Source organism: Janthinobacterium sp. OK676 (assembly GCF_900103595.1).
Taxonomy (GTDB): domain Bacteria; phylum Pseudomonadota; class Gammaproteobacteria; order Burkholderiales; family Burkholderiaceae_D; genus Janthinobacterium.
Window position 1 is genome coordinate 146359 of record NZ_FNHA01000009.1, and the last position, 19655, is coordinate 166013.

General features: G+C 56.7%; 18 protein-coding genes. 5 read left to right on the plus strand and 13 right to left on the minus strand.

The window, feature by feature from the left end; all coding sequences use genetic code 11:
- Window positions 1–218: 218 nt before the first annotated feature.
- Together BLU39_RS18290 and BLU39_RS18295 are read left to right on the plus strand one after the other, a co-directional pair.
- On the plus strand, window positions 219–917 hold the full coding sequence (locus tag BLU39_RS18290; RefSeq protein ID WP_092715522.1) for a S24 family peptidase: 699 nt from the start codon (window positions 219–221) through the stop codon (window positions 915–917).
- A gap of 75 nt (window positions 918–992) precedes the next feature.
- On the plus strand, window positions 993–1574 hold the full coding sequence (locus BLU39_RS18295; protein WP_092715524.1) for a hypothetical protein: 582 nt from the start codon (window positions 993–995) through the stop codon (window positions 1572–1574).
- 195 nt (window positions 1575–1769) lie between these two features.
- Here BLU39_RS18295 and BLU39_RS18300 read toward each other — a convergent pair whose 3' ends face one another.
- The 3 genes from BLU39_RS18300 to BLU39_RS18315 all read right to left on the minus strand — a co-directional run bounded on the left by BLU39_RS18300 (window position 1770) and on the right by BLU39_RS18315 (window position 4902).
- On the minus strand, window positions 1770–2831 hold the full coding sequence (locus tag BLU39_RS18300; protein ID WP_092715767.1) for a DUF932 domain-containing protein: 1062 nt from the start codon (window positions 2829–2831) through the stop codon (window positions 1770–1772).
- 166 nt (window positions 2832–2997) lie between these two features.
- Window positions 2998–4020 (minus strand): DUF7146 domain-containing protein, encoded by a 1023-nt coding sequence (locus tag BLU39_RS18305; RefSeq protein ID WP_092715526.1) that lies wholly within the window; start codon window positions 4018–4020, stop codon window positions 2998–3000.
- Window positions 4021–4362: 342 nt separating this feature from the next.
- Window positions 4363–4902, minus strand: coding sequence for a hypothetical protein (locus BLU39_RS18315; protein ID WP_139178362.1), 540 nt, complete (start codon window positions 4900–4902; stop codon window positions 4363–4365).
- Window positions 4903–5572: 670 nt separating this feature from the next.
- On the opposite strand from BLU39_RS18315, the gene BLU39_RS18320 reads away from it, so the two are divergent.
- Window positions 5573–6358, plus strand: coding sequence for a DUF1845 domain-containing protein (locus BLU39_RS18320; RefSeq protein ID WP_139178364.1), 786 nt, complete (start codon window positions 5573–5575; stop codon window positions 6356–6358).
- Window positions 6359–7172: 814 nt separating this feature from the next.
- Entirely contained in the window at window positions 7173–7574 is a 402-nt protein-coding gene (locus BLU39_RS18325; RefSeq protein ID WP_254789007.1) for a helix-turn-helix transcriptional regulator, read from the plus strand.
- Window positions 7575–7578: 4 nt separating this feature from the next.
- On the opposite strand, the gene BLU39_RS18330 is transcribed toward BLU39_RS18325, so the two are convergent.
- The 5 genes from BLU39_RS18330 to BLU39_RS18350 all read right to left on the minus strand — a co-directional run bounded on the left by BLU39_RS18330 (window position 7579) and on the right by BLU39_RS18350 (window position 13168).
- A complete protein-coding gene (locus BLU39_RS18330; RefSeq protein ID WP_092715771.1) occupies window positions 7579–8775 on the minus strand; it encodes a tyrosine-type recombinase/integrase in 1197 nt (398 codons plus the stop codon).
- A 397-nt stretch (window positions 8776–9172) separates the two neighbouring features.
- Window positions 9173–10783, minus strand: coding sequence for a glutamine-hydrolyzing GMP synthase (guaA, locus tag BLU39_RS18335; protein WP_092715535.1), 1611 nt, complete (start codon window positions 10781–10783; stop codon window positions 9173–9175).
- Window positions 10784–10853: 70 nt separating this feature from the next.
- Window positions 10854–12314 carry an IMP dehydrogenase gene (gene guaB / locus BLU39_RS18340; protein WP_092715538.1) on the minus strand — a complete coding sequence of 487 codons (1461 nt, stop codon included), beginning with the start codon at window positions 12312–12314 and terminating at the stop codon, window positions 10854–10856.
- Window positions 12315–12438: 124 nt separating this feature from the next.
- On the minus strand, window positions 12439–12744 hold the full coding sequence (locus BLU39_RS18345) for an RnfH family protein (protein WP_092715540.1): 306 nt from the start codon (window positions 12742–12744) through the stop codon (window positions 12439–12441).
- The gene (locus tag BLU39_RS18350; protein ID WP_035818194.1) at window positions 12737–13168 is read right to left on the minus strand and encodes a type II toxin-antitoxin system RatA family toxin; all 432 of its coding nucleotides are present in this window, start codon (window positions 13166–13168) and stop codon (window positions 12737–12739) included. The genes BLU39_RS18345 and BLU39_RS18350 overlap by 8 nt, the downstream gene beginning before the upstream one ends.
- Before the next feature lie 93 nt (window positions 13169–13261).
- Here BLU39_RS18350 and smpB point away from each other — a divergent pair, with 93 nt between their 5' ends.
- Window positions 13262–13711 carry an SsrA-binding protein SmpB gene (gene smpB, locus BLU39_RS18355; protein ID WP_034752217.1) on the plus strand — a complete coding sequence of 150 codons (450 nt, stop codon included), beginning with the start codon at window positions 13262–13264 and terminating at the stop codon, window positions 13709–13711.
- 307 nt (window positions 13712–14018) lie between these two features.
- Here smpB and BLU39_RS18360 read toward each other — a convergent pair whose 3' ends face one another.
- The 5 genes from BLU39_RS18360 to ppsA form a co-directional block, all read right to left on the minus strand.
- On the minus strand, window positions 14019–14327 hold the full coding sequence (locus BLU39_RS18360) for an H-NS histone family protein (RefSeq protein ID WP_010397665.1): 309 nt from the start codon (window positions 14325–14327) through the stop codon (window positions 14019–14021).
- 602 nt (window positions 14328–14929) lie between these two features.
- Window positions 14930–15874, minus strand: coding sequence for an SPFH domain-containing protein (locus BLU39_RS18365; protein WP_092715542.1), 945 nt, complete (start codon window positions 15872–15874; stop codon window positions 14930–14932).
- Window positions 15875–15889: 15 nt separating this feature from the next.
- Window positions 15890–16306 (minus strand): NfeD family protein, encoded by a 417-nt coding sequence (locus tag BLU39_RS18370; protein ID WP_092715544.1) that lies wholly within the window; start codon window positions 16304–16306, stop codon window positions 15890–15892.
- A gap of 176 nt (window positions 16307–16482) precedes the next feature.
- On the minus strand, window positions 16483–16980 hold the full coding sequence (locus BLU39_RS18375) for a Dps family protein (RefSeq protein ID WP_046684974.1): 498 nt from the start codon (window positions 16978–16980) through the stop codon (window positions 16483–16485).
- Between the two features lie 145 nt (window positions 16981–17125).
- Window positions 17126–19555, minus strand: coding sequence for a phosphoenolpyruvate synthase (gene ppsA, locus BLU39_RS18380; protein ID WP_092715773.1), 2430 nt, complete (start codon window positions 19553–19555; stop codon window positions 17126–17128).
- Between the last annotated feature and the right edge of the window lie 100 nt (window positions 19556–19655).

Genomic DNA, 19655 nt, shown 5'->3' on the forward strand with positions numbered 1-19655 from the left:
CACATTAAAAAAGACTACTCCGCAAAAATCCAAAGGTCAATAGCAACTGCTAATCGAATTAAAATATTTATGTGCGCTTTGGCAAAATTTCGCTGGAGGAAATGCGATTCCCGCCCTAAAATCAAACTCAACCAAATGAAAACCTGATCGTAACAACTGCTACAAATAATCTACAAATAAACCAAGGTCTCTCACTTTACCCCTGCCAGGAGACAAAAATGGTGACGATAAGCAATAACATCCCGCTTACTAAAGATGCCGTCCGCGAACTCGACGTTGATATCGTCCCTGGTGTCCGGCAACGGCTGATTGCAGAACTCGACCGACGGGAAGTACTTCCAAACCAGCGCGAGCACTTCCTCAGTGACATTACCGGGCGAGCGCTGCAAACAGTGGCACGCTGGATCGACGAAGAAAAACCAGGTCTGCCCGACCTAAAATCCCTCGCCATTGTCTGCCTACAGCTCGATATGGACGCAAACTGGATACTGGGATTGACGTCGCATCGCATCCCTTTCCCACGGCAACAATTAACGCCTGGCGTGCGCCAACAAGTGTATGGCCAGGCGGTTCCGCCCTTTGACTGGATCGGCCATTTACTGGCAAAGGCTGCATCGCTCAATGACACCGACTTAGCCGGCCTAATGCGTGGCGATGACATGGCCCCGTTAATCCAGGAAGGATCGTTGTATTTCTTTGATGCGTGTGTCCACGAAATAGATATCAATGGCATCTACGTACTTGAATATCAGGAAAAGGTATTTGTGAGACACGTAGAGATCGTGGTGGGCGACGGTCTACTCCTACGCTGCGAGAACCCGCGCTACAAACCAACCATGGTGAAAATGGCCAAAGTCGCAAGCACGTTAAAAATCGTCGGGCGCGTCAAGAATGTACTAAATTTTTCAACCCTCTAACATCACAATCTACGGGCCAATAGGCAGCTAACGTCCCATTCAATATCTTGTAATAATTCATCTAATTGAGAACACATGCACAGCGTCGTAGCTTCGGTATTACTTATTATTGGTCTTATTTCTACAGGAACCGCCCTCTGGCATGGACAGTTAATCGCTGCACTTGCAATTGCTCTGACAACCGCATATGCCGTTCTTGCTTGGTATTCGGGCATCGTTGACTCCCTGACGAACCCGATCTTCCAACTAGCATGCGCAGTCGTCATTCTTCCCATTGGACTAGTAGCAATTCTAAACAACAGTAGGGCTCTTAATGTGGATCTTCAGGCCGCATATAGTGCCGTTCTTTATGATTTTGGCACGATGGAATCGCACTGCGATGTCAGGTCAGCAGAGCTTCGAAAACTACAGGAATTCGGAGTGATGGCTTGCATCATGCAGAGCAATTCGGATCAGTTAGGCGCCCTGAATGAGCTGAGCAAGGGAATCCATTTCGGGCCAACGCTCACAGTGCTCGATAGCGGCGCAGCGCTACTAGAGGGCGACAAGCCAAACTACTGTGCTAAAACCTTCAAAGCAGCTGAAAACCTATGTCCAACAGCATTTATGTCATTGAAAAAATCATATCGCAGCGCGCTACTTGAAGCAGCGCAGTAATCATTTTTCCTCCAAGATGCCAGCCCTTCGATCCTTTGATTTCAAACACCTGTAGGAGATCAAATTCCGGTCCACAGATGAACACGACATCGATCTACAGTGTGATGGCAATGTGCGTTGCTCCGCAGTCGCTTAATACTACTCCCCGGTGGCGAAAAGACGCCCCCGGGGTTTTTCAACCATGCCGCGACCAAATTAGGCAGCTTCGACGATCTGTTGCCATTCCTTACCCGACAACTCCAACATCTTTCCACCGATCTCCTCGAACTCAGTGGCACGATCATAGTCATCCACTTCCTGCGAGTAACCTGTCACCGCATTGAGCAGTCCATAGCCGTTCAGCTGCTGTTCGGCAATCAAATGGCGTAACACGCCTGCCCGCTCCGACTCATTTAATACGAAGCGATTCGCTAATACCTCCACTGCCTTCACCGGATCTCCCGTCAATGTGATGCCCATGGTCCTGCGCATCTTCTCCGATATCAGTTGAAAGGTGGTCTCCGACACCGCAGTCTGCACCATGTCCCGCGCTTTCAGAAAGATCGCGCGATCTTCGGCCTCGACTGTGTCATCTTGCAGAACAACGTCATCGCCACACTCCAGTAAACGCCCAGCATGATTTTTCCGCATCGAGCGCTCACAAGCGATCAGCCCATTGCTGCACTTCAGGCGATAAATCAACGGCTCGACCCGCAGCCGTCCCACGCCGATTTCCGAGTTGCTGACCACCACGCCGGCCTGCAATACGTCACCTGGTGCCACTTCATGCGTCACCTCGGCACTGACCACCTTGAAATACATCTTGGTTTCAGTCAGCTCCACCGACTCAAAACGGGCACCGGGCAGTTTGAGCAAGATCGGCAAAATACTCTGGGCCAGATCGATGTTGTCCAGCCGACGGAAGCGCGACGACAAAAAGGCTCTGGCCCGTCCCGCCAAGGTACGCACCATATAGCTATCTTTGGCGCAAATTCTGAACCACGCATTGATATTTTCATCAAGCAGTTCCGTATCAAACGAACGCATGCGCTTAAAATACAGCAGCGGGATATCCAGTTTCTTTGCCAGCTGCGCGCAGGCAAAATCGTTCATCAGGTAGCGCTTTTTGCCATAGGGTTCGTCAATGACGAGATTGCACTGCCCTGCCGCTGTCGTCTCGCTCACCAGCTTCGTCGCCGGCACGATCATGTCCTTCTTGAGCGCCGCCTGCCGCTCAAGTTCGACGACGAGTTGTTCCAAAGGACGTCCTGTTTTCATCACAACCTCCATGAAAAAAGCGGGCGATGCAACGCCCTGGCGGGAGCGCATCCCCCGCAGGGTCAAGCACGCGGAATTCACTGAGTTCCACGTGGGCGCACTATTGCGCCAACATGCGGCGACCAAACGGCCGCCGCGCCAACTTCACTGCTTTGCGCTGAGCACCTCACGCCGCATGGCACGTACGGTGTGAAATCGTCAGTAGCACCTCTGCCCAATCGGCGCCCGCCGACTTCGGCACAAACACCTCGGCCAATCTCCCTGCCCGCCCTGCATGGGATTTTAGGTAGCGTCGCGCAAGGCTATAGGCCGCAGCCTGCCCATCAAAAAATGCATGCGCATCGTTGTCGGCATAAATTCGTAGGTGTTTGACTGTTTCCGGGATCCACAGCTTTTCCAGGTTTCCAGCACTCATCCCCGCCCACACCGGCTGATGCGAGCGCTTCATGACCGCCAGCGCCGTCTCGATGCCTTCACACACCGCCAATTCCTCTGTGGATGGCGCGAGTCTAATTGCCGCACCACCTATCCCAGCACACAGCAGCTTCTTGACCGCGCATTCGCGGGCCTTCTCGCCATTGCTTAAATATGTCCGATGCAACGACACCGTGTGGCCGCTCTTGTCCTGCACGCAGGCCACCATGGCAGGGTACCGTCGAACCATCACGGCTTGGCCAGTGGCGAAATTGCGCTCGTAGTAACCCAACGCAGGATGCATACGCAGCGTCGTTGGATACCGCTCCAGGCTCACCCCACGGTTCCGTAGATACCTGTCAACCTCGTCTCCCGGCGACACTGGCACCGTTTCGGCCAACATTTTCCGAATCAAGCTTTTGCGTTCCGCGCAGGAGTCCTGAGCGAGCGAGATCAGCGGCCTAGGCGCAGTAGTACCAAGGTAGGCATCCACCCTACTCAGCGCATCAACCGCATTCAGTCCTAGGCAGCCCATCAGCAACTTAAAGCCGCCACCGGCGCCGCAGCCACGGCAAATATAATTACCGTGGCCAAACTTGTCCGTGTATTGAAACCGGTCAGTGCCACCGCAATCACCCAATGGGCACGGCTGATTGCGTTGGTTGAGCACTTTTGCATCCACGCCCAGCGCCAGCAGGATTTCCTTCCACCGGCCGAACGCGCGCTCTTTGACCTGCTGAAAATGCGCGTTGAATTCTTCCTTGCTTCTATTCATGTTGACCTCCCCAGGTAGACCCCGAGAGAATTGCCTACGCTCCTGTACGACACGCGACGCGTAAACAGCCCCCCATGCTCAATGGCAAGGCCAACTCGCCCCGACAGCAGTTCGTTAAAAGTGAGAAATATTTCTCTTCGCTCCGGCCGGCCACGCTGTGGGTCGACCTGAAAGCCACCCGGCACCAGGGACAACCGTACTGACCGTAGTGCTTGTCCGAGGTAGAAAACACGACCCTGCTGTCCAGCAACAATCTCGCTTTCCTTGACGCTGAACGTCAAATCGTCGATGTCCCGTATCCGACAAAAGCGCGCGGGAGGAAATGCGACGGCAATGGTGGCATCACGCATGGCGCTCTCCCTTCTTGCCAGCCAAGCGTTCATCCTTAGCGCCATGGCCATTCAAGCAATCCACATCCTCCGTTAAATTCAACGAAGCAAAAAGATCGGACTCATGAAGCTTGATCTGCTCATTCATCCATTGTGGATTTTTGAATAAGTTCTCCGAAATCCAATCCGGCTTTGCCATGACAGCTTGGCGAACCCACGCAGGATAGTCGTGCAGCGCACTCATAAACCAGCGGCACAAATGGGAACCAATCCAATCGCGCACTTCCTGCGCATCAACGGCGCCAATGAACGGCAGCTGCGACAACGGACTACCACTCACCACCTTCACGCAATTGACGAAGGAAAACGGCTGCGTATCGCGAACCGGATCCGTGAACACCCAACGAACCAGTTCAAACTTCTCATCCAGCGGCGTGCGTGGGTCGCTGAGCAAACTTACTTTGCGTAATAGCCACCAGTGCAATGCCACCAACTCCTCTTCTGAAAATTCAATCACATCGTCGTGGCTTTCGCACGCCGATACCTTGCTCACAGGTGCCCGTAACACGCCCGGACGGGAAGGTGTGGTCCTACCCTGAAGGACGCGACAATGGTTGATCTGAGATCTGCTCATGATTGCCTCGCACAAGAAAGAGAGACGAGGCGACTCCCTCGCGGGACGCATCGTCCCAAAGGGGGAAATAAATCATCCGGTTGCTGCGACGCACCGGAACTTCAATTGACTGGCTTGATACTGTCGGCTGATGCCGTTTCGGCGGGGATGCCAGCTACCGTCCTGAAAACGCATGCAAAGTGCTTTGACGTAACTGCGCGGTGCGCGTGGCGCGTCAAAACACTCTCGGCATTCAGGAATACGGACGTCGCACCTGGTAACAGGAGACTATCCAATCGGTACTGCGGCGCGCTAGGCGCAATTGATAAGGCTTGCCGGACGATGCAGGGCTAGCTACTGCGAACATTGACTGACTTTAGGCTGCCCTCACCTGCGTGTCAACTTAGGTTCGACGAAAAATGCTACCGGCACATTGGCGGATGTAGAAACACGCTGTTGCATACGCATCAGAACGTCTTTCGACATTCCTTAGCTGACGTACGTAGTACTCGCAAATACGCGTCCAAAGCTCCGTGCATTCCTCTTGAATCACCAGAATAGCGAGTACACCATGTCATGTAGCCCCATGGGCATTATTGAGGACATCATCATGAACCACCCAGCTCCCACCCATTTGATCGTCACGCGTGATCAAGGCGAAACCAACAGGAAGTTGCTGGCCAAGGAGGCCGTCGCCGATCTGACACGCGTCGAATCAGCGAGCCGCAAAGTCAATATCACGCTCGCCAGTCCAGAAGGCAAGCGCTTGTACTTGCGTTGCTTCTATGTATCACAAGCGAATTTCCATTTTATTTCCGTCTTTGCCAGGATGAAATTACCAGCCGAGGATGTCGACAAAGTGGAACAGGAATTGCGCACCATGCTCGACGCGCGCGTCGCCCTGGCGAACCAGCGTATCGTCGCTTTCGAAAAACTGTGCCATCAACACGACATCAACGACTTGGCTAGCTACGACATCGAACCACTTGCCATCGAAGCGAAAGTGTTTTCCATGTTCGGCAGGCGCTTACTGGAATTGATCAGCAAAGTCGACCAGCTCATGCCCATGCTCGAAACCTTGTGCATTGATGAGGCGATCTCGACAAGCGAACTGATCAACGAAAAATCGCAGATCAAGAAAACCGTACGGGCAGTGACCGCCACCACGCGCGCGCTGTCCCTCGGTCTACTCAAACGCATCAATGCCCTGCCCGTATCCGAGCGCAAACCCACCGCACCGAGCACTCCGCCCTCCCCGGGCGATGGCTCAGCTGGCTCGTCCGCCTTCAATGGAGCGCATCAATCACCAGACCACCCAGAGCCAAATCCGGTCCCTGGGCGCGTTTTAAGCACTCCAGCCACTCCGTTTGGCGACGAAGTGCCGACAAGCCCCTGACGAGCCTTACAAGCCTTCCTACCGGCATCCCGGATAGGAAGACTATTACATCAACCAGCCGGCACGGAGGATGCCATGTGCCTCACAATGTTACTCCGCAGTGAAGCGCCAGCAGCACCGGCATGGTGCTTAGCGGCGATGCAAACCGCGTTTGGTCCGTCCTATCGAGTGGAACCAGGGGGCGACGGCATGTCGCCTCTGGATATGCCGCAACTACCAAGCGGCATAGAAACAATAGTGATCGAGCAGGTATCCAGGTTCGTCCCGCAGGATGTCCGGCGCCTAATCGAATGGTGCCATGCTCACGACAAGGTGGTGCTGGCATGTGGGGTTTTAACAGACGAAGAGCGGGAATTTTACGGACTCAGCCATAGCATCGCGCTGGACATCATTGCCACACATGCGCCGCTCTGTATTGAATGGCGTTCCTGTGCCGGCACGCTCCACCTTTTCAAAGAGATGTTCGTGCCAACGCTAAAAGCCGTCCAGCGCACTGCCCACCTCTGTTGTTCCGGCCTACGCTGTCAGCAGCATCGCAGTAGCGCGGTAACCAGTGTTCGACGCACAGGGACACCTCACAAGGGTCCGGAGCGGAGAAGACATCCCGTAGGCTATGCCGATGGCCACGGCAACCGTTTCTCACAGAGTGATCGTCCATCCACCACGCGTCACTGACATAGGTCTCGTGCCAACCACCAAATGCCTTGAATTGCCAGCTGACTAAGCCGGTTTTCAACTTGATGTCCATGATCAGCACAGACACCATGGCGCAGAATCATCTTTCATCTTTCATCGCTCATGGAGACAAGTCATCATGAAATACATCCCCCCTTCGAACCCATCGCCCTTTGCCACCTCGATGCTCCCTACCGCTGGCCAGCGGGCATATGTCGGCGGTCTCATACGCCGGCGTCGCTCCACCCCGCAAGTCGGCCGCCCACCTCGCGTTGGACGTGTCCTGACCGAGAGCGAACTCAAGGTACCGGGCCGGGTTCTCATCAAACGCCGCCAGTTGCTGCAAAAAGTGCCGCTATGCGAGCGCACCATCCTGAACCTTGAAAAAAGAGGGCAATTTCCCCGGCGCTTTACCATTACCTCGCGCTTGGTTGCCTGGGACCTCAAAGAGGTGGACGCATGGATCGCCGAACAGCAGACGGCCGCCCGTCTGCCCGGCGTGCCGCAGGCACACCCAGTACCACGCCGCCCTTCCAAGTAACACCTTAATCTCTCGGCTTTGTCCAGGCGTCGATCATGTCTGCCCACTCCTGCAGCATGGTCCGGCGCTGGACTGAGTATTCAGCCTTGTTGTACACAGCTCTCACTCCCTTCTGCTCGTGTGCGAGACATTTTTCGATCCAATCGGTGTTGTAACCGGCTTCATGCAGCAGGGTCGATGCCGTTCGCCGCAAATCATGCGGCGAAAAGTCGGCCAGCGGCTTCCCGCAGTGTCGCGCCATGGCGCAGACAGACACCAGAATACGATTAAGCGAAGCGCCATTCATCGGCACATCCGGGTCATAGCGCGACGGCAAAATGTAAGGGGACGTACCCGCGCAGGTACGTAGCGCGACGAACATATCGAGCGCCTGGCGTGACAGATAGACGTTATGGGGATTGCGACGCTTCATCCGCCTGGCCGGAATGGTCCACAGAGCATCGGTAAAATTGACCTCAGTCCATGTTGCGTCCGTCAGTTCGGACTTACGCACCATGGTGAGCAACAGTAATTTGCAAGCCAGGCGCAAGGTCGGCGCGCACTGCACGTATTCGATATATTCGTAGAACAGCGCGATCTCTTCGGCACCCAACGCGCGGTCGCGCGGCTCAAATACGGCAATAGACGAAGGAGCCACCAGATCCGCCGGGTTGATGAGTTGTTGCCCTCGTTGTTCCGCATACTTATAGACCAGTTTAACGATATCGCGCGCATGCACGGCCGTCGCAGGGGCGCCACGTGCGAGGATGGCATCGCAGACGGAACGCAACTCGTTGTGCGTAATCTCATGCAGCAGGAGACTGCCAAATGGGCGTTTCAGATCGCGTTCGTACACCGAGCGCCGCATATCCCGCGTCGACTCCGCCATTTTGTACTTTACTAACCAACGTTCGGCCCACACGCTGAAAGGCTCCCCATCGGCCAGCTGATTGCGCGATTGGGCTTTGAGCCGCGACGGGGACTTGCCTTCCGATTGCGCTTTCTTCGCTTCCTGCAGGCGCTCCCTCGCCTCTTGCAAACTCAAACCACCGGCCCCGTACCGTCCAAGCACCAAGGTTTCGTATCGGCCATTGACGCGGTAGTTATAGCGAAACGAGATCGTGCCACTGGGAAGGACCGTTGCATACATACCATCGCGATCCGGCACCTTGTAGGCTTTTTCTGCAGGTTTCAGATTTTTCAATTTCGTATCGGTCAACATGGGCACCTCCCATTCATTCACAAGTCTGTACCGGCACCGGACGCATTTCAAACAATCAATCAGTGAGTGCGAAAAAGTCACCTTGATCACCATCGACGAGGCCCAGATACCCTCACCCCGCCGAGGTTTCCAGGAACCTAAAATTAACTTTAAAATCAACTACTTAGCACAAAAAATACCCTCATTGATACCCTCGCCGTGGAAATGGACAGTAAGAACCAAATGTTAAATATTCTTCACGGCAATTTGAGTACCTACAAACATACCCACAAAAAGCCGCGCTTGGCTCTGCCGTGGCTTGCTTGCGTTTGCCAAACAAAATAAAAAAAGCCCCTGAAAAATCAGGGGCTTAGCTGTTTCAATGACCCGGCGTTACCTTACGGTGCCGGATGGGAGATTATTCCCACTCGATGGTCGCCGGCGGCTTGCCCGAGATATCGTAGACGACGCGGTTGATGCCGCGCACTTCGTTGATGATGCGGTTCGAGACCTTGCCCAGCAGGCTGTGCGGCAGGTGTGCCCAGTGGGCTGTCATGAAGTCTTGCGTCTGCACGGCGCGCAGGGCCACCACGTATTCGTAGGTGCGGCCATCGCCCATCACGCCCACCGATTTGACGGGCAGGAACACGGCGAAAGCCTGGCTCGTCGCTTCGTACCAGTTGGTCGGAACGCTATCCTGGTCGAAGCCAGGCACTACGACCGGCTCATACGGCGTGTTGCGCAGTTCTTCGATGAAGATGGCATCGGCGCGGCGCAGCAGGTCGGCGTAGTCTTTCTTGACTTCGCCGAGGATGCGCACGCCCAAGCCCGGGCCCGGGAACGGGTGGCGGTAGACCATGTCATGCGGCAAGCCCAGGGCGACGCCCAGTTTGCGCACTTCGTCCTTGAACAGTTCGCGCAAGGGTTCGAGCAATTTCAGCTTCATGGTGTCCGGCAAGCCGCCCACGTTATGGTGGCTCTTGATGGTCTGGCCTTTCTTGCCCTTGCCCGCCGATTCGATGACGTCCGGGTAAATCGTGCCTTGCGCCAGCCATTTGGCGTTGACCAGCTTGCCCGATTCGACCTGGAACACTTCGACGAATTCGCGGCCGATGATCTTGCGCTTTTGCTCGGGATCGGTCACGCCGGCCAGGTGGCCCATGAACTGCTCTTCCGCATCGACGCGGATGACTTTCACGCCCAAGTTCTTGGCGAACATGTCCATCACCATCTTGCCTTCGTCCAGGCGCAGCAGGCCGTGGTCGACGAAAACGCAGGTCAGCTGGTCACCGATGGCGCGGTGAATCAGCGCTGCCGCGACGGACGAGTCGACGCCGCCGGACAGGCCCAGGATGACGTCGTCGGTACCGACTTGCGCGCGGATCTTTTCCACCGCTTCGCTGATGTAGTCGGGCATGTTCCAGTCCGATTTGCAGCCGCAGATTTCATGCACGAAACGGCCGAGCATGGCCTTGCCCTGCACCGTGTGCGTCACTTCCGGGTGGAATTGCACGCCGTAGAACTGGCGTTCTTCGTCGGCCATGGCGGCGATCGGGCAGCTCGGGGTGTTGCCCATCAACTTGAAGCCTGGCGGCATTTCCAGCACCTTGTCGCCATGACTCATCCACACTTTCAGCATGCCGTGGCCTTCGTCGGTGACGAAGTCGGCGATACCGTTGAGCAACTTGGTGTGGTTGCGGGCGCGCACTTCGGCGTAGCCGAATTCGCGCACCAGGCCGTTTTCCACTTTGCCGCCCAGCTGGGCCGCCATGGTTTGCATGCCGTAGCAGATGCCCAGCACGGGCACGCCCAGCTCGAACACGGCTTGCGGCGCGCGCGGCGAGTCGCCGTCCAGGGTGGAATTGTGGCTGCCCGACAGGATCACGCCGGCGGCGCCATAGTTGCGCACGAATTCGTCGCTGACGTCATACGGGTAGACTTCGGAAAACACGCCGGAATCGCGCACGCGGCGGGCGATCAACTGGGTGACTTGGGAACCGAAATCGAGAATGAGGATTTTAGAATGCATGGTCGGAGCTTTATTCAAGGTCAATTGCAAAACCGGCGCACTGGGCGCCGGTCTGGACTTTCGTTACCGCTTACTCGGAGCGATAATTTGGCGCTTCTTTCGTGATCTGCACATCATGGACATGCGACTCGCGCATGCCGGCCGAAGTGATTTCCACGAATTCCGCTTTTTCGCGCAGTTCGTCGATGGTGGCGCAACCGCAGTAACCCATCGATTGACGCACGCCGCCCACCAGCTGGAAGATGATCGCCAGCACGCTGCCCTTGTAGGCCACGCGGCCTTCGATACCTTCCGGCACGAACTTGTCGGCCTTCATGGTGGCGTCCTGGAAATAACGGTCAGCCGAACCATCGGACATGGCGCCCAGCGAACCCATGCCGCGGTACGATTTGTAGCTGCGGCCCTGGTACAGGATCACTTCGCCCGGTGCTTCTTCCGTACCGGCAAACATGGAACCCATCATGACGGTCGAGGCGCCAGCGGCCAGCGCTTTCGAGATATCGCCCGAGAAGCGGATACCGCCGTCGGCGATACATGGCACGCCCGTGCCTTCCAGTGCTTCGGCAACATTCGAGATGGCCGTGATTTGCGGCACGCCCACACCGGCGACGATACGCGTGGTGCAGATCGAGCCAGGACCGATGCCGACCTTGACCGCATCGGCGCCGTATTCGACCAGCGCCTTGGCGGCGGCGGCGGTAGCGATGTTGCCACCGATCACTTCGACTTGCGGGTACTTGGTCTTGATCCACTTCACGCGGTCCAGGATGCCTTGCGAGTGACCGTGGGCCGTGTCGACCACCAGCACGTCGACGCCGGCAGCGACCAGCAGGTCGATGCGCTCTTCATCCTTGGCGCCCACGCCGACGGCAGCGCCGACCAGCAGTTTGCCCTGGCTGTCTTTCGACGCGAACGGGTGCGATGTCGACTTCTGGATATCCTTGACGGTGATCAGGCCGCGCAGTTCGAACGCGTCGTTGACGACCAGCACGCGCTCGAGGCGGTGCTTGTTCATCAGGCGCTTGGCTTCGGCCGTATCGGCGTCTTCCTTGACGACCACCAGCTTTTCGCGCGGGGTCATCTTGGCGGAAGCTTCCGCGTCGAGTTCCTGCTCAAAGCGCAAATCGCGGTTGGTGATGATGCCGACGACTTCCTTGCCCTTGACGACAGGGAAACCGCTGATGCCGTATTGTTCCGTCAGGGCGATCACGTCGCGGATTTTCATTTCCGGCGGGATCGTGATCGGATCACGCAGCACACCTGCTTCGAAACGCTTTACGCGGGCCACTTCACGTGCCTGGTCCTTCGGATTCAAATTCTTGTGGATGATGCCGATGCCGCCTTCCTGTGCCATCGCGATCGCCAGACGGGCTTCCGTCACCGTATCCATGGCTGCGGACAGCAAGGGGATATTCAAGGTGATATTGCGGGTCAGGCGAGTTTTGAGGGACGTATCGGCGGGCAGAACGTTGGAGTAGGCTGGGACGAGCAGCACGTCATCGAATGTGAGTGCTTTTTGAAGTAGACGCATAGCATTTCCTATTGGCGCAAAAGCAGATTATACAGAAAAAAACGCCCTCCGTCCTTGCAGCATAGAAAAGATATTTGGAAATAGCAAAAAATGGCGCTCACCAGGCAGCGACCGCCCTGTCCGCTCAGCCCTTGGCAGGCTTGCTCCCGGCGCGGCGCCGGCGCGCCTCTTTCGGGTCCGCCTGCAAGGGCCGGTACACTTCCACCCGGTCATGCTCGCGCAGGATGGTATCCAATGGCTTCTTCTTGCCATAGATGCCGACCATATTGACGGCCAGGTCGATGCCGGGGATGGTCTGCAGCAAGCCGCTCTGCGCCACCGCCTGCTCGATGGTGGTGCCCACAGGCACCGTCAGGGCGCGCAGGAAGCTGCTATCGGGCAAGGCGTGGCAGACTTGCACGGTGATACCATGCGTGCTGACCTCAGCCATACACGGTCTCCGCGCGCTTGCAGAAGGAATCGACCATGCTGTTGGCGATCATGCCGAAGACGGGGCCGATGATCTGTTCCAACACGCGGCTGGAAAACTCGTAGTGCAGATCCAGTTCGATCTTGCAGGCATCTTCGCGCAGGGCCTTGAAGGTCCACACGCCATCGAGGGTCTTGAAAGGACCGTCCACCAGCTTCATCTTGATGGAAGTCGGCGGCACGTTCTCGTTGGACGTGGTGAAGCTTTGGCGCACGCCGTGGTAATGTATGCCCACGCTGGCAACGACCGTGTTCTCGCCCCGCTCGCGAATCTCGACCGCGCCGCACCAGGGCAGGAATTTGGGATAATCCTCCACCGCCGCCACCAGCGCGAACATTTGTTCGGCGCTATAGCCGAGAAAAACTGATTTATGTACTACTGCCATTGAAGAACCATTTGCTATGATGTTGGATACATTTGATTTTATCGCGCTTGCGCGAGACAGTAGTTTAACCGACCCGCGCACATTTACCATCTCATGACCATAGCAGACAACAGAAAAGCCTTCCACGACTACTTTATCGAGGATCGCTACGAAGCGGGCATCGTGCTGGAAGGCTGGGAAGTCAAAGCCATCCGCGACGCCCGCGTACAAATCAAGGAAGCCTACGTCGTCGTCCGCGGCGATGAACTCTTCCTGTTCGGCGCGCATATCAGCGCCCTGCCGACCGCTTCCACCCACATCCATCCGGAAGCCGTACGCACGCGCAAGCTGCTGCTGCACCGTACGGAAATGGATAAACTGATCGGCAAGGTGGAACGCTCCGGCTACACCCTGGTGCCGCTCAACCTGCACTACAAGGGCGGCCGCGTGAAATGCGAAATCGGCCTGGCCAAGGGCAAGAAGCAGCACGACAAGCGGGCGGCGGAACGCGACCGCGATGGCGCGCGCGAAGTGCAGGCGGCAATGAAGTCGCACCGCCGCTGATCCGGCAGCGCATGCAGCGCGCTGCGATCGCAACAACAAGCCCGGCCATATGCCGGGTTTTATTTTGCCGATTGCGCGTGGCACGCGAGAAATAACTGGGCGCGGCGGGAATAAAACAGGAAAAGGAAGAGATACGACGGAATAAGACTGGTATTAGCGAAAATACCGCGGAGATAATCGATGGGAATCAGCTTTGCCTGCCTGGCCAAAGACGATAAATCAGGAAAGTTCCGGATGCTTGCATACTGCCTTGTATCACACCTGCCCTACCGCACAGGACAAGCATCCGAATGAATGGCGTATTACATTACACCTTCAGCAGATCACGCGACTTGCCCGAATCGGTCCACTCTTTGACCCATTTCGGTTGACGGCCACGGCCAGTCCATTGCTGCGTCGCATCGTCCGGATTGCGATAGCGTACGGCAACGGTACCGGTTTTAGCGCGGATACCCGTACCAACCAGATCTTTGACGGAAACACCGACGCTCTGGGCGATCGCCAGGATTTGTTCGCGCGCTTTGGACAGATCGTCCTGTTCGCGTTTCTTCATTTGCTTCTTGATGTCGTCCTGCAAGGTGCGCAGTTCGGACAGGGATAAGCTGGACAGATCCATGATATTTCCTTGTGTGAGTTGAAAAATATAACTGAACAGTTAAATTCTATCCAATTGTAACGCGACTGAGGTAATTTTTTTGAAGATTTGATTGTTTTTTACAATTCTTTTACCAAAAATCCTACTTCCCCGGCTTTCAAGCGATGCAGTTCTTCAATCAAGGGGCGGACATCGCACATGGACCCATCCGTGCAAGCAGCTCTGCTTTGTGCGGCGGCGATTCAATACGACATCATCGGCCGCCTTTATTCCGCAGTACTTCATTGCAAATTATAGTAATTCTAAATTGCAATTCAAAATATACTCGGAGCCGATACTATCGACCATTGCGCACCGGCACCAAACTCGTCCCGACATCCATCGCGGACATCGGTGCAGCAGATTCTACTTCAATCAAAAAGATAAACGTCGCACGACAGCATATAATCCCGAAAGTGCGCACAGCATAGCATAGAGAAAAGATTTTCAACGCTATTGCTTCAAGCGCCGATACACGAACCCCGCTGCCAGCATATATTCCAATAGCGCAAATGAAAACTGCCCGCGATACGGCGGGCAGTTTTGACGACTAACTTGCTACGAGTTTGCTATTCACCAGACAATCAGGGAATCGCCACGCCGCTTTTCGGCTTCTGGGTTTTCACCACCTGCATCGCCGTGGCGATCAAACCGCTCATATCGCCCAGATTGGCCGGCACGATAATCGAGTTATTCGTTTTCGCCAATTGCGCAAAGGCGCCCACATACTGCTCGGCCACTTTCAGGTTGACGGCATCTTCACCGCCGGGCTCGCGGATGGCCGCGCCCACCTGGCGCAACGCCTCGGCACTGGCCTGCGCCAGCGCGACGATGGCTGTGGCCTGCCCTTCTGCCCGGTTGATCGAGGCCTGCTTCTCGCCTTCGGAACGGGCGATGGCCGCTTCGCGCTCGCCGCTGGCGATATTGATCTGCTCCTGCTTGCGCCCTTCCGAAGCGGCAATCAGCGCACGCTTTTCACGCTCGGCCGTAATCTGCGCCTGCATCGCATGCAGGATTTCCTTGGGCGGCGTCAAATCCTTGATTTCATAACGCAATACCTTGACGCCCCAATTCGCCGCCGATTCATCGATGGCATTCACGATGGCCGTGTTGATATGGTCGCGTTCTTCAAATGTCTTGTCGAGTTCCATTTTGCCGATTACCGAGCGCAAGGTCGTTTGCGCCAGTTGCGTAATGGCGGCAATATAATTCGACGAGCCATAGGAAGCACGCATGGCGTCGGTAATCTGGAAATACAGAATGCCATCGACCTGTAATTGCGTGTTATCACGCGTAATGCACACCTGCGGCGGCACGTCGAGCGGAATTTCCTTTAACACATGCTTGTAGGCGATGCGGTCGACAAACGGCACGACGATATTCAGTCCAGGCCCCAATACGGCATGGAATTTTCCCAGACGCTCGACCACCCAGGCATGCTGTTGCGGCACCACATTGACGGTCTTGAAGACAAATACCAATGCCAGCAATAACAAGATCAGCGACACGCTTCCAATGTTTACTTCCATAATCTACTCTCCAGGTTATCCAACAATCAAACGGCTGCCGCGCACGGCACGTATGGTGTAATGACCGGCCTGCGCGTCGCTGCCGGGTATCAATTCCACATCCCACAAGGCGCCGCGATACATGACGCGCGCCACGCCATCAACCCAATGCGCCACGGCCACGCTTTGGCCGATATCGAGATTCACATTCGGATCCTGCGCCGCATCGCGCCGCGCCGCCTTGCCAAAACGGCTGCGCCGCAATAACAGGGTGGCCGCCACGCCGACAATGGCCGCCGTCACGGCCTGCCAGCTGCCATTTCCACCCGCCAGCGCCACCAATCCCCCGGCACTGACGCCGATGGCGATCATCAGCAGATAAAACGTGCCCGTGAACAATTCCAGGATCAATACCACGCCAGCCGCCACAAACCAGCCTACCCATTCAGCCATGATGCCTCCGTCCTATTGAATCCGAAAATAAAAAACCCCGCAGCCTATATAAGCGACGGGGTTTAATGCGCTGTACTGCCTGATATTATTCTTGCCAACACCTATATACAAGCAGTCTAACGCAATTCCGGGTGGCGTCAATAGCCAAGGGCGAATTAGCGCCGCCGGAAAGGCATTTACTCTTCCAGCAGGCTGCGCAGCATCCACGCCGTCTTCTCATGCAAATCCAGGCGCTGCGTAATCAGGTCGGCCGTCGGCTGGTCATTGGCTTTTTCCAGCAGCGGGAACAGGCGGCGCGCCGTACGCGCGGTCGCTTCCTGCGCCGACACCAGGTGGCTGACCATTTCCAGCGCCGGCGGCACGCCGTCGATTTCCTTGATCGAGGCCAGCTTGACGAATTCCTTGTAGGTGCCCGGCGCCGGGTAGCCGAGGGCGCGGATGCGCTCGGCAATCAGGTCCAGCGCGGCCCACTGCTCCGTGTATTGCGTCATGAACATCAGGTGCAGGGTGTTGAACATCGGTCCCTTGACGTTCCAGTGAAAATTATGGGTCATCAGGTACAAGGTGTAGCTGTCGGCCAGCAGGCCGGACAGGCCTTCCGCAATCTTCGCGCGGTCCGCTTCGGAAATGCCGATGTCGATCTTTGCCACTTTGCTCGGTTTCTTGCTTGCCATGTGAACTCCTGTTTCAATGTATTGGTGGAATCATTTTAGCTGATCTGGCGCAAGCCCATCGGATACTGGCGTGCGCCGCGTGACAGGCATAAAAAAACCCGCTGCCGGGTCAGCGGCAGCGGGTTTTAAAGGGGCGGAAGGACGCTTACGCTTTCAGCGCAGCGAGCTTTTGCCACGTGTCGATTACCGAGTCGGGATTGAGCGACATCGATTCGATGCCCTGCTCCATCAGCCAGACGGCGAAGTCAGGATGGTCCGAAGGCCCCTGACCGCAAATGCCGATGTACTTGCCGCGTGCCAGGCAAGCCTTGATGGCCAGGGCCAGCAGGGCTTTCACGGCAGGATCGCGCTCGTCGAAGTCGGCCGCCAGCAATTCCATGCCGGAATCGCGGTCCAGGCCCAGGGTCAGCTGGGTCAGGTCGTTCGAACCGATCGAGAAGCCGTCGAAATGGTCGAGGAACTGGTCGGCCAGGATGGCGTTCGACGGCACTTCGCACATCATGATGACGCGCAGGTCATTCTCGCCGCGCTTCAGGCCATTTTTTGCCAGCAAGTCGATGACTTTCTCGGCCTGGCCCAGGGTACGTACGAATGGCACCATGATTTCCACGTTCGTCAGGCCCATGTCATTGCGCACGCGCTTCATCGCTTCGCATTCCATGTTGAACGCTTCGGAGAAGTCGGCCGACAGGTAGCGCGCCGCGCCGCGGAAGCCCAGCATCGGGTTTTCCTCGTCCGGCTCGTAGCGCGAACCGCCGATCAGCTTCTTGTACTCGTTCGACTTGAAGTCGGACAGGCGCACGATGACTTTTTTCGGCCAGAACGCGGCGGCGATGGTGGCGATGCCCTCGGCCAGCTTGTCGATGTAGAACGCCTTCGGCGAAGCGTGGCCGCGCGCCACCGATTCCACGGCCTTTTTCAGGTCGGCATCGATGTTCGGGTATTCCAGGATCGCGCGCGGATGCACACCAATATTGTTATTGATGATGAATTCCAGGCGCGCCAGGCCCACGCCCGCATTCGGCACGGACTGGAAGTCGAACGCCAGCTGCGGATTGCCCACGTTGAGCATGATCTTGGTGTCGAGCTTCGGCAATTCGCCGCGCGACACTTCCGACACTTCCGTTTCCAGCAAGCCGTCGTAGATCTTGCCTTCGTCGCCTTCGGAGCAGACCACGGTGACGAACGTGCCATCTTTCAGCACGTCGGTCGCGTCGCCGCAGCCGACGACGGCCGGCACACCGAGTTCACGGGCAATAATTGCTGCGTGACAAGTACGTCCGCCGCGGTTGGTGACAATGGCCGAAGCGCGCTTCATGACCGGTTCCCAGTTCGGGTCCGTCATGTCGGCAACAAGCACGTCGCCTGGCTGCACGCGCTCCATGTCGGCCGGGTCGTGGATCACGCGCACGGGGCCGGCGCCGATCTTCTGGCCGATGGCGCGGCCGGACGTCAGCACGGTGCCCGTGCTTTTCAGCTTGAAGCGTTCCTGCACGTCGGTCGCCTTTTGCTGCGACTTGACGGTCTCGGGACGCGCTTGCAGGATGTACAGCTTGCCGTCGCGGCCATCCTTGCCCCACTCGATGTCCATCGGACGGCCGTAGTGGTTCTCGATGATGACGGCGTATTTGGCCAGTTCCACCACTTCGCTGTCGTTCAGCGAATAGCGGTTGCGCATTTCGACGGGCACGTCGACGGTTTTCACGGAACGGCCAGCTTTCGCTTCGTTCGTAAATTCCATCTTCAGCAGCTTCGAGCCGATATTGCGGCGGATCACGGGCGACTTGCCTTTTTCCAGCATCGGCTTGTGCACATAGAATTCGTCGGGATTGACGGCGCCCTGCACCACGGTTTCGCCGAGGCCATAGCTGGACGTGACGAAGACGACGTCCTTGAAGCCCGATTCCGTGTCGATGGTGAACATCACGCCGGCCGCGCCCAGGTCGGAACGCACCATGCGCTGCACGCCGGCCGACAAGGCCACTTCAGCGTGCGTAAAGCCTTTATGTACGCGATACGAGATGGCGCGGTCGTTATACAGCGAGGCGAACACCTGTTTCATGGCCTCGAGCACGTTGTCGATGCCGACCACGTTCAGGAAGGTTTCTTGCTGACCAGCAAAAGACGCGTCGGGCAAGTCTTCCGCCGTGGCGGAGGAACGCACGGCAAACGACATTTCCGTGTCGGAATCGGCCACCAGCTTGGCGTAGAACTGGTCGATTTCGGCGGCCAGGCGTGGCTGGAATGGCGTTTCCACGATCCATTGACGGATCTCGGCACCGGCTTGCGCCAGCGAGCGCACGTCATCGATGTTCAGCCCTTCGAGGCGCTGGGCGATGCGTTCGGCCAGCGGCAAGCCGCCGTTGGCGCTATACGACAGGAAATCGCGGAATGCCTGCGCCGTGGTGGCAAAGCCACCGGGCACGCGCACGCCGGCTTCCGCCAGCTGGCTGATCATTTCGCCCAGGGAGGCGTTCTTGCCGCCGACGGATTCGACATCCGTCATGCGCAAATGCTCAAACGAGGCAACATACACCGCGTCCTTGTCCTGCTGTTGCGATACTGCGTTGGTCATAATGACACCCTTACTGATGATAGAAATCTTTACGCGCGGCGCACAGACAGTCTTCTTGTTATTCTTGGCGTCGTGCAGCACAATCATACCGTTACAGCCA

Excerpts from the sequence above, each read along its gene's own strand:
- BLU39_RS18365 (WP_092715542.1), bottom strand. The coding sequence starts at position 15,874 with ATGGAAGTAAACATTGGAAGCGTGTCGCTGATCTTGTTATTGCTGGCA.
- BLU39_RS18370 (WP_092715544.1), bottom strand. The coding sequence starts at position 16,306 with ATGGCTGAATGGGTAGGCTGGTTTGTGGCGGCTGGCGTGGTATTGATC.
- guaA (WP_092715535.1), bottom strand. The coding sequence starts at position 10,783 with ATGCATTCTAAAATCCTCATTCTCGATTTCGGTTCCCAAGTCACCCAG.
- BLU39_RS18325 (WP_254789007.1), top strand. The coding sequence starts at position 7,173 with ATGAAATACATCCCCCCTTCGAACCCATCGCCCTTTGCCACCTCGATG.
- BLU39_RS18295 (WP_092715524.1), top strand. The coding sequence starts at position 993 with ATGCACAGCGTCGTAGCTTCGGTATTACTTATTATTGGTCTTATTTCT.
- BLU39_RS18350 (WP_035818194.1), bottom strand. The coding sequence starts at position 13,168 with ATGGCAGTAGTACATAAATCAGTTTTTCTCGGCTATAGCGCCGAACAA.
- BLU39_RS18375 (WP_046684974.1), bottom strand. The coding sequence starts at position 16,980 with ATGGCAAGCAAGAAACCGAGCAAAGTGGCAAAGATCGACATCGGCATT.
- smpB (WP_034752217.1), top strand. The coding sequence starts at position 13,262 with ATGACCATAGCAGACAACAGAAAAGCCTTCCACGACTACTTTATCGAG.
- BLU39_RS18320 (WP_139178364.1), top strand. The coding sequence starts at position 5,573 with ATGAACCACCCAGCTCCCACCCATTTGATCGTCACGCGTGATCAAGGC.
- BLU39_RS18300 (WP_092715767.1), bottom strand. The coding sequence starts at position 2,831 with ATGAAAACAGGACGTCCTTTGGAACAACTCGTCGTCGAACTTGAGCGG.
- BLU39_RS18290 (WP_092715522.1), top strand. The coding sequence starts at position 219 with ATGGTGACGATAAGCAATAACATCCCGCTTACTAAAGATGCCGTCCGC.
- BLU39_RS18330 (WP_092715771.1), bottom strand. The coding sequence starts at position 8,775 with ATGTTGACCGATACGAAATTGAAAAATCTGAAACCTGCAGAAAAAGCC.
- guaB (WP_092715538.1), bottom strand. The coding sequence starts at position 12,314 with ATGCGTCTACTTCAAAAAGCACTCACATTCGATGACGTGCTGCTCGTC.
- BLU39_RS18345 (WP_092715540.1), bottom strand. The coding sequence starts at position 12,744 with ATGGCTGAGGTCAGCACGCATGGTATCACCGTGCAAGTCTGCCACGCC.
- ppsA (WP_092715773.1), bottom strand. The coding sequence starts at position 19,555 with ATGACCAACGCAGTATCGCAACAGCAGGACAAGGACGCGGTGTATGTT.
- BLU39_RS18305 (WP_092715526.1), bottom strand. The coding sequence starts at position 4,020 with ATGAATAGAAGCAAGGAAGAATTCAACGCGCATTTTCAGCAGGTCAAA.
- BLU39_RS18360 (WP_010397665.1), bottom strand. The coding sequence starts at position 14,327 with ATGGATCTGTCCAGCTTATCCCTGTCCGAACTGCGCACCTTGCAGGAC.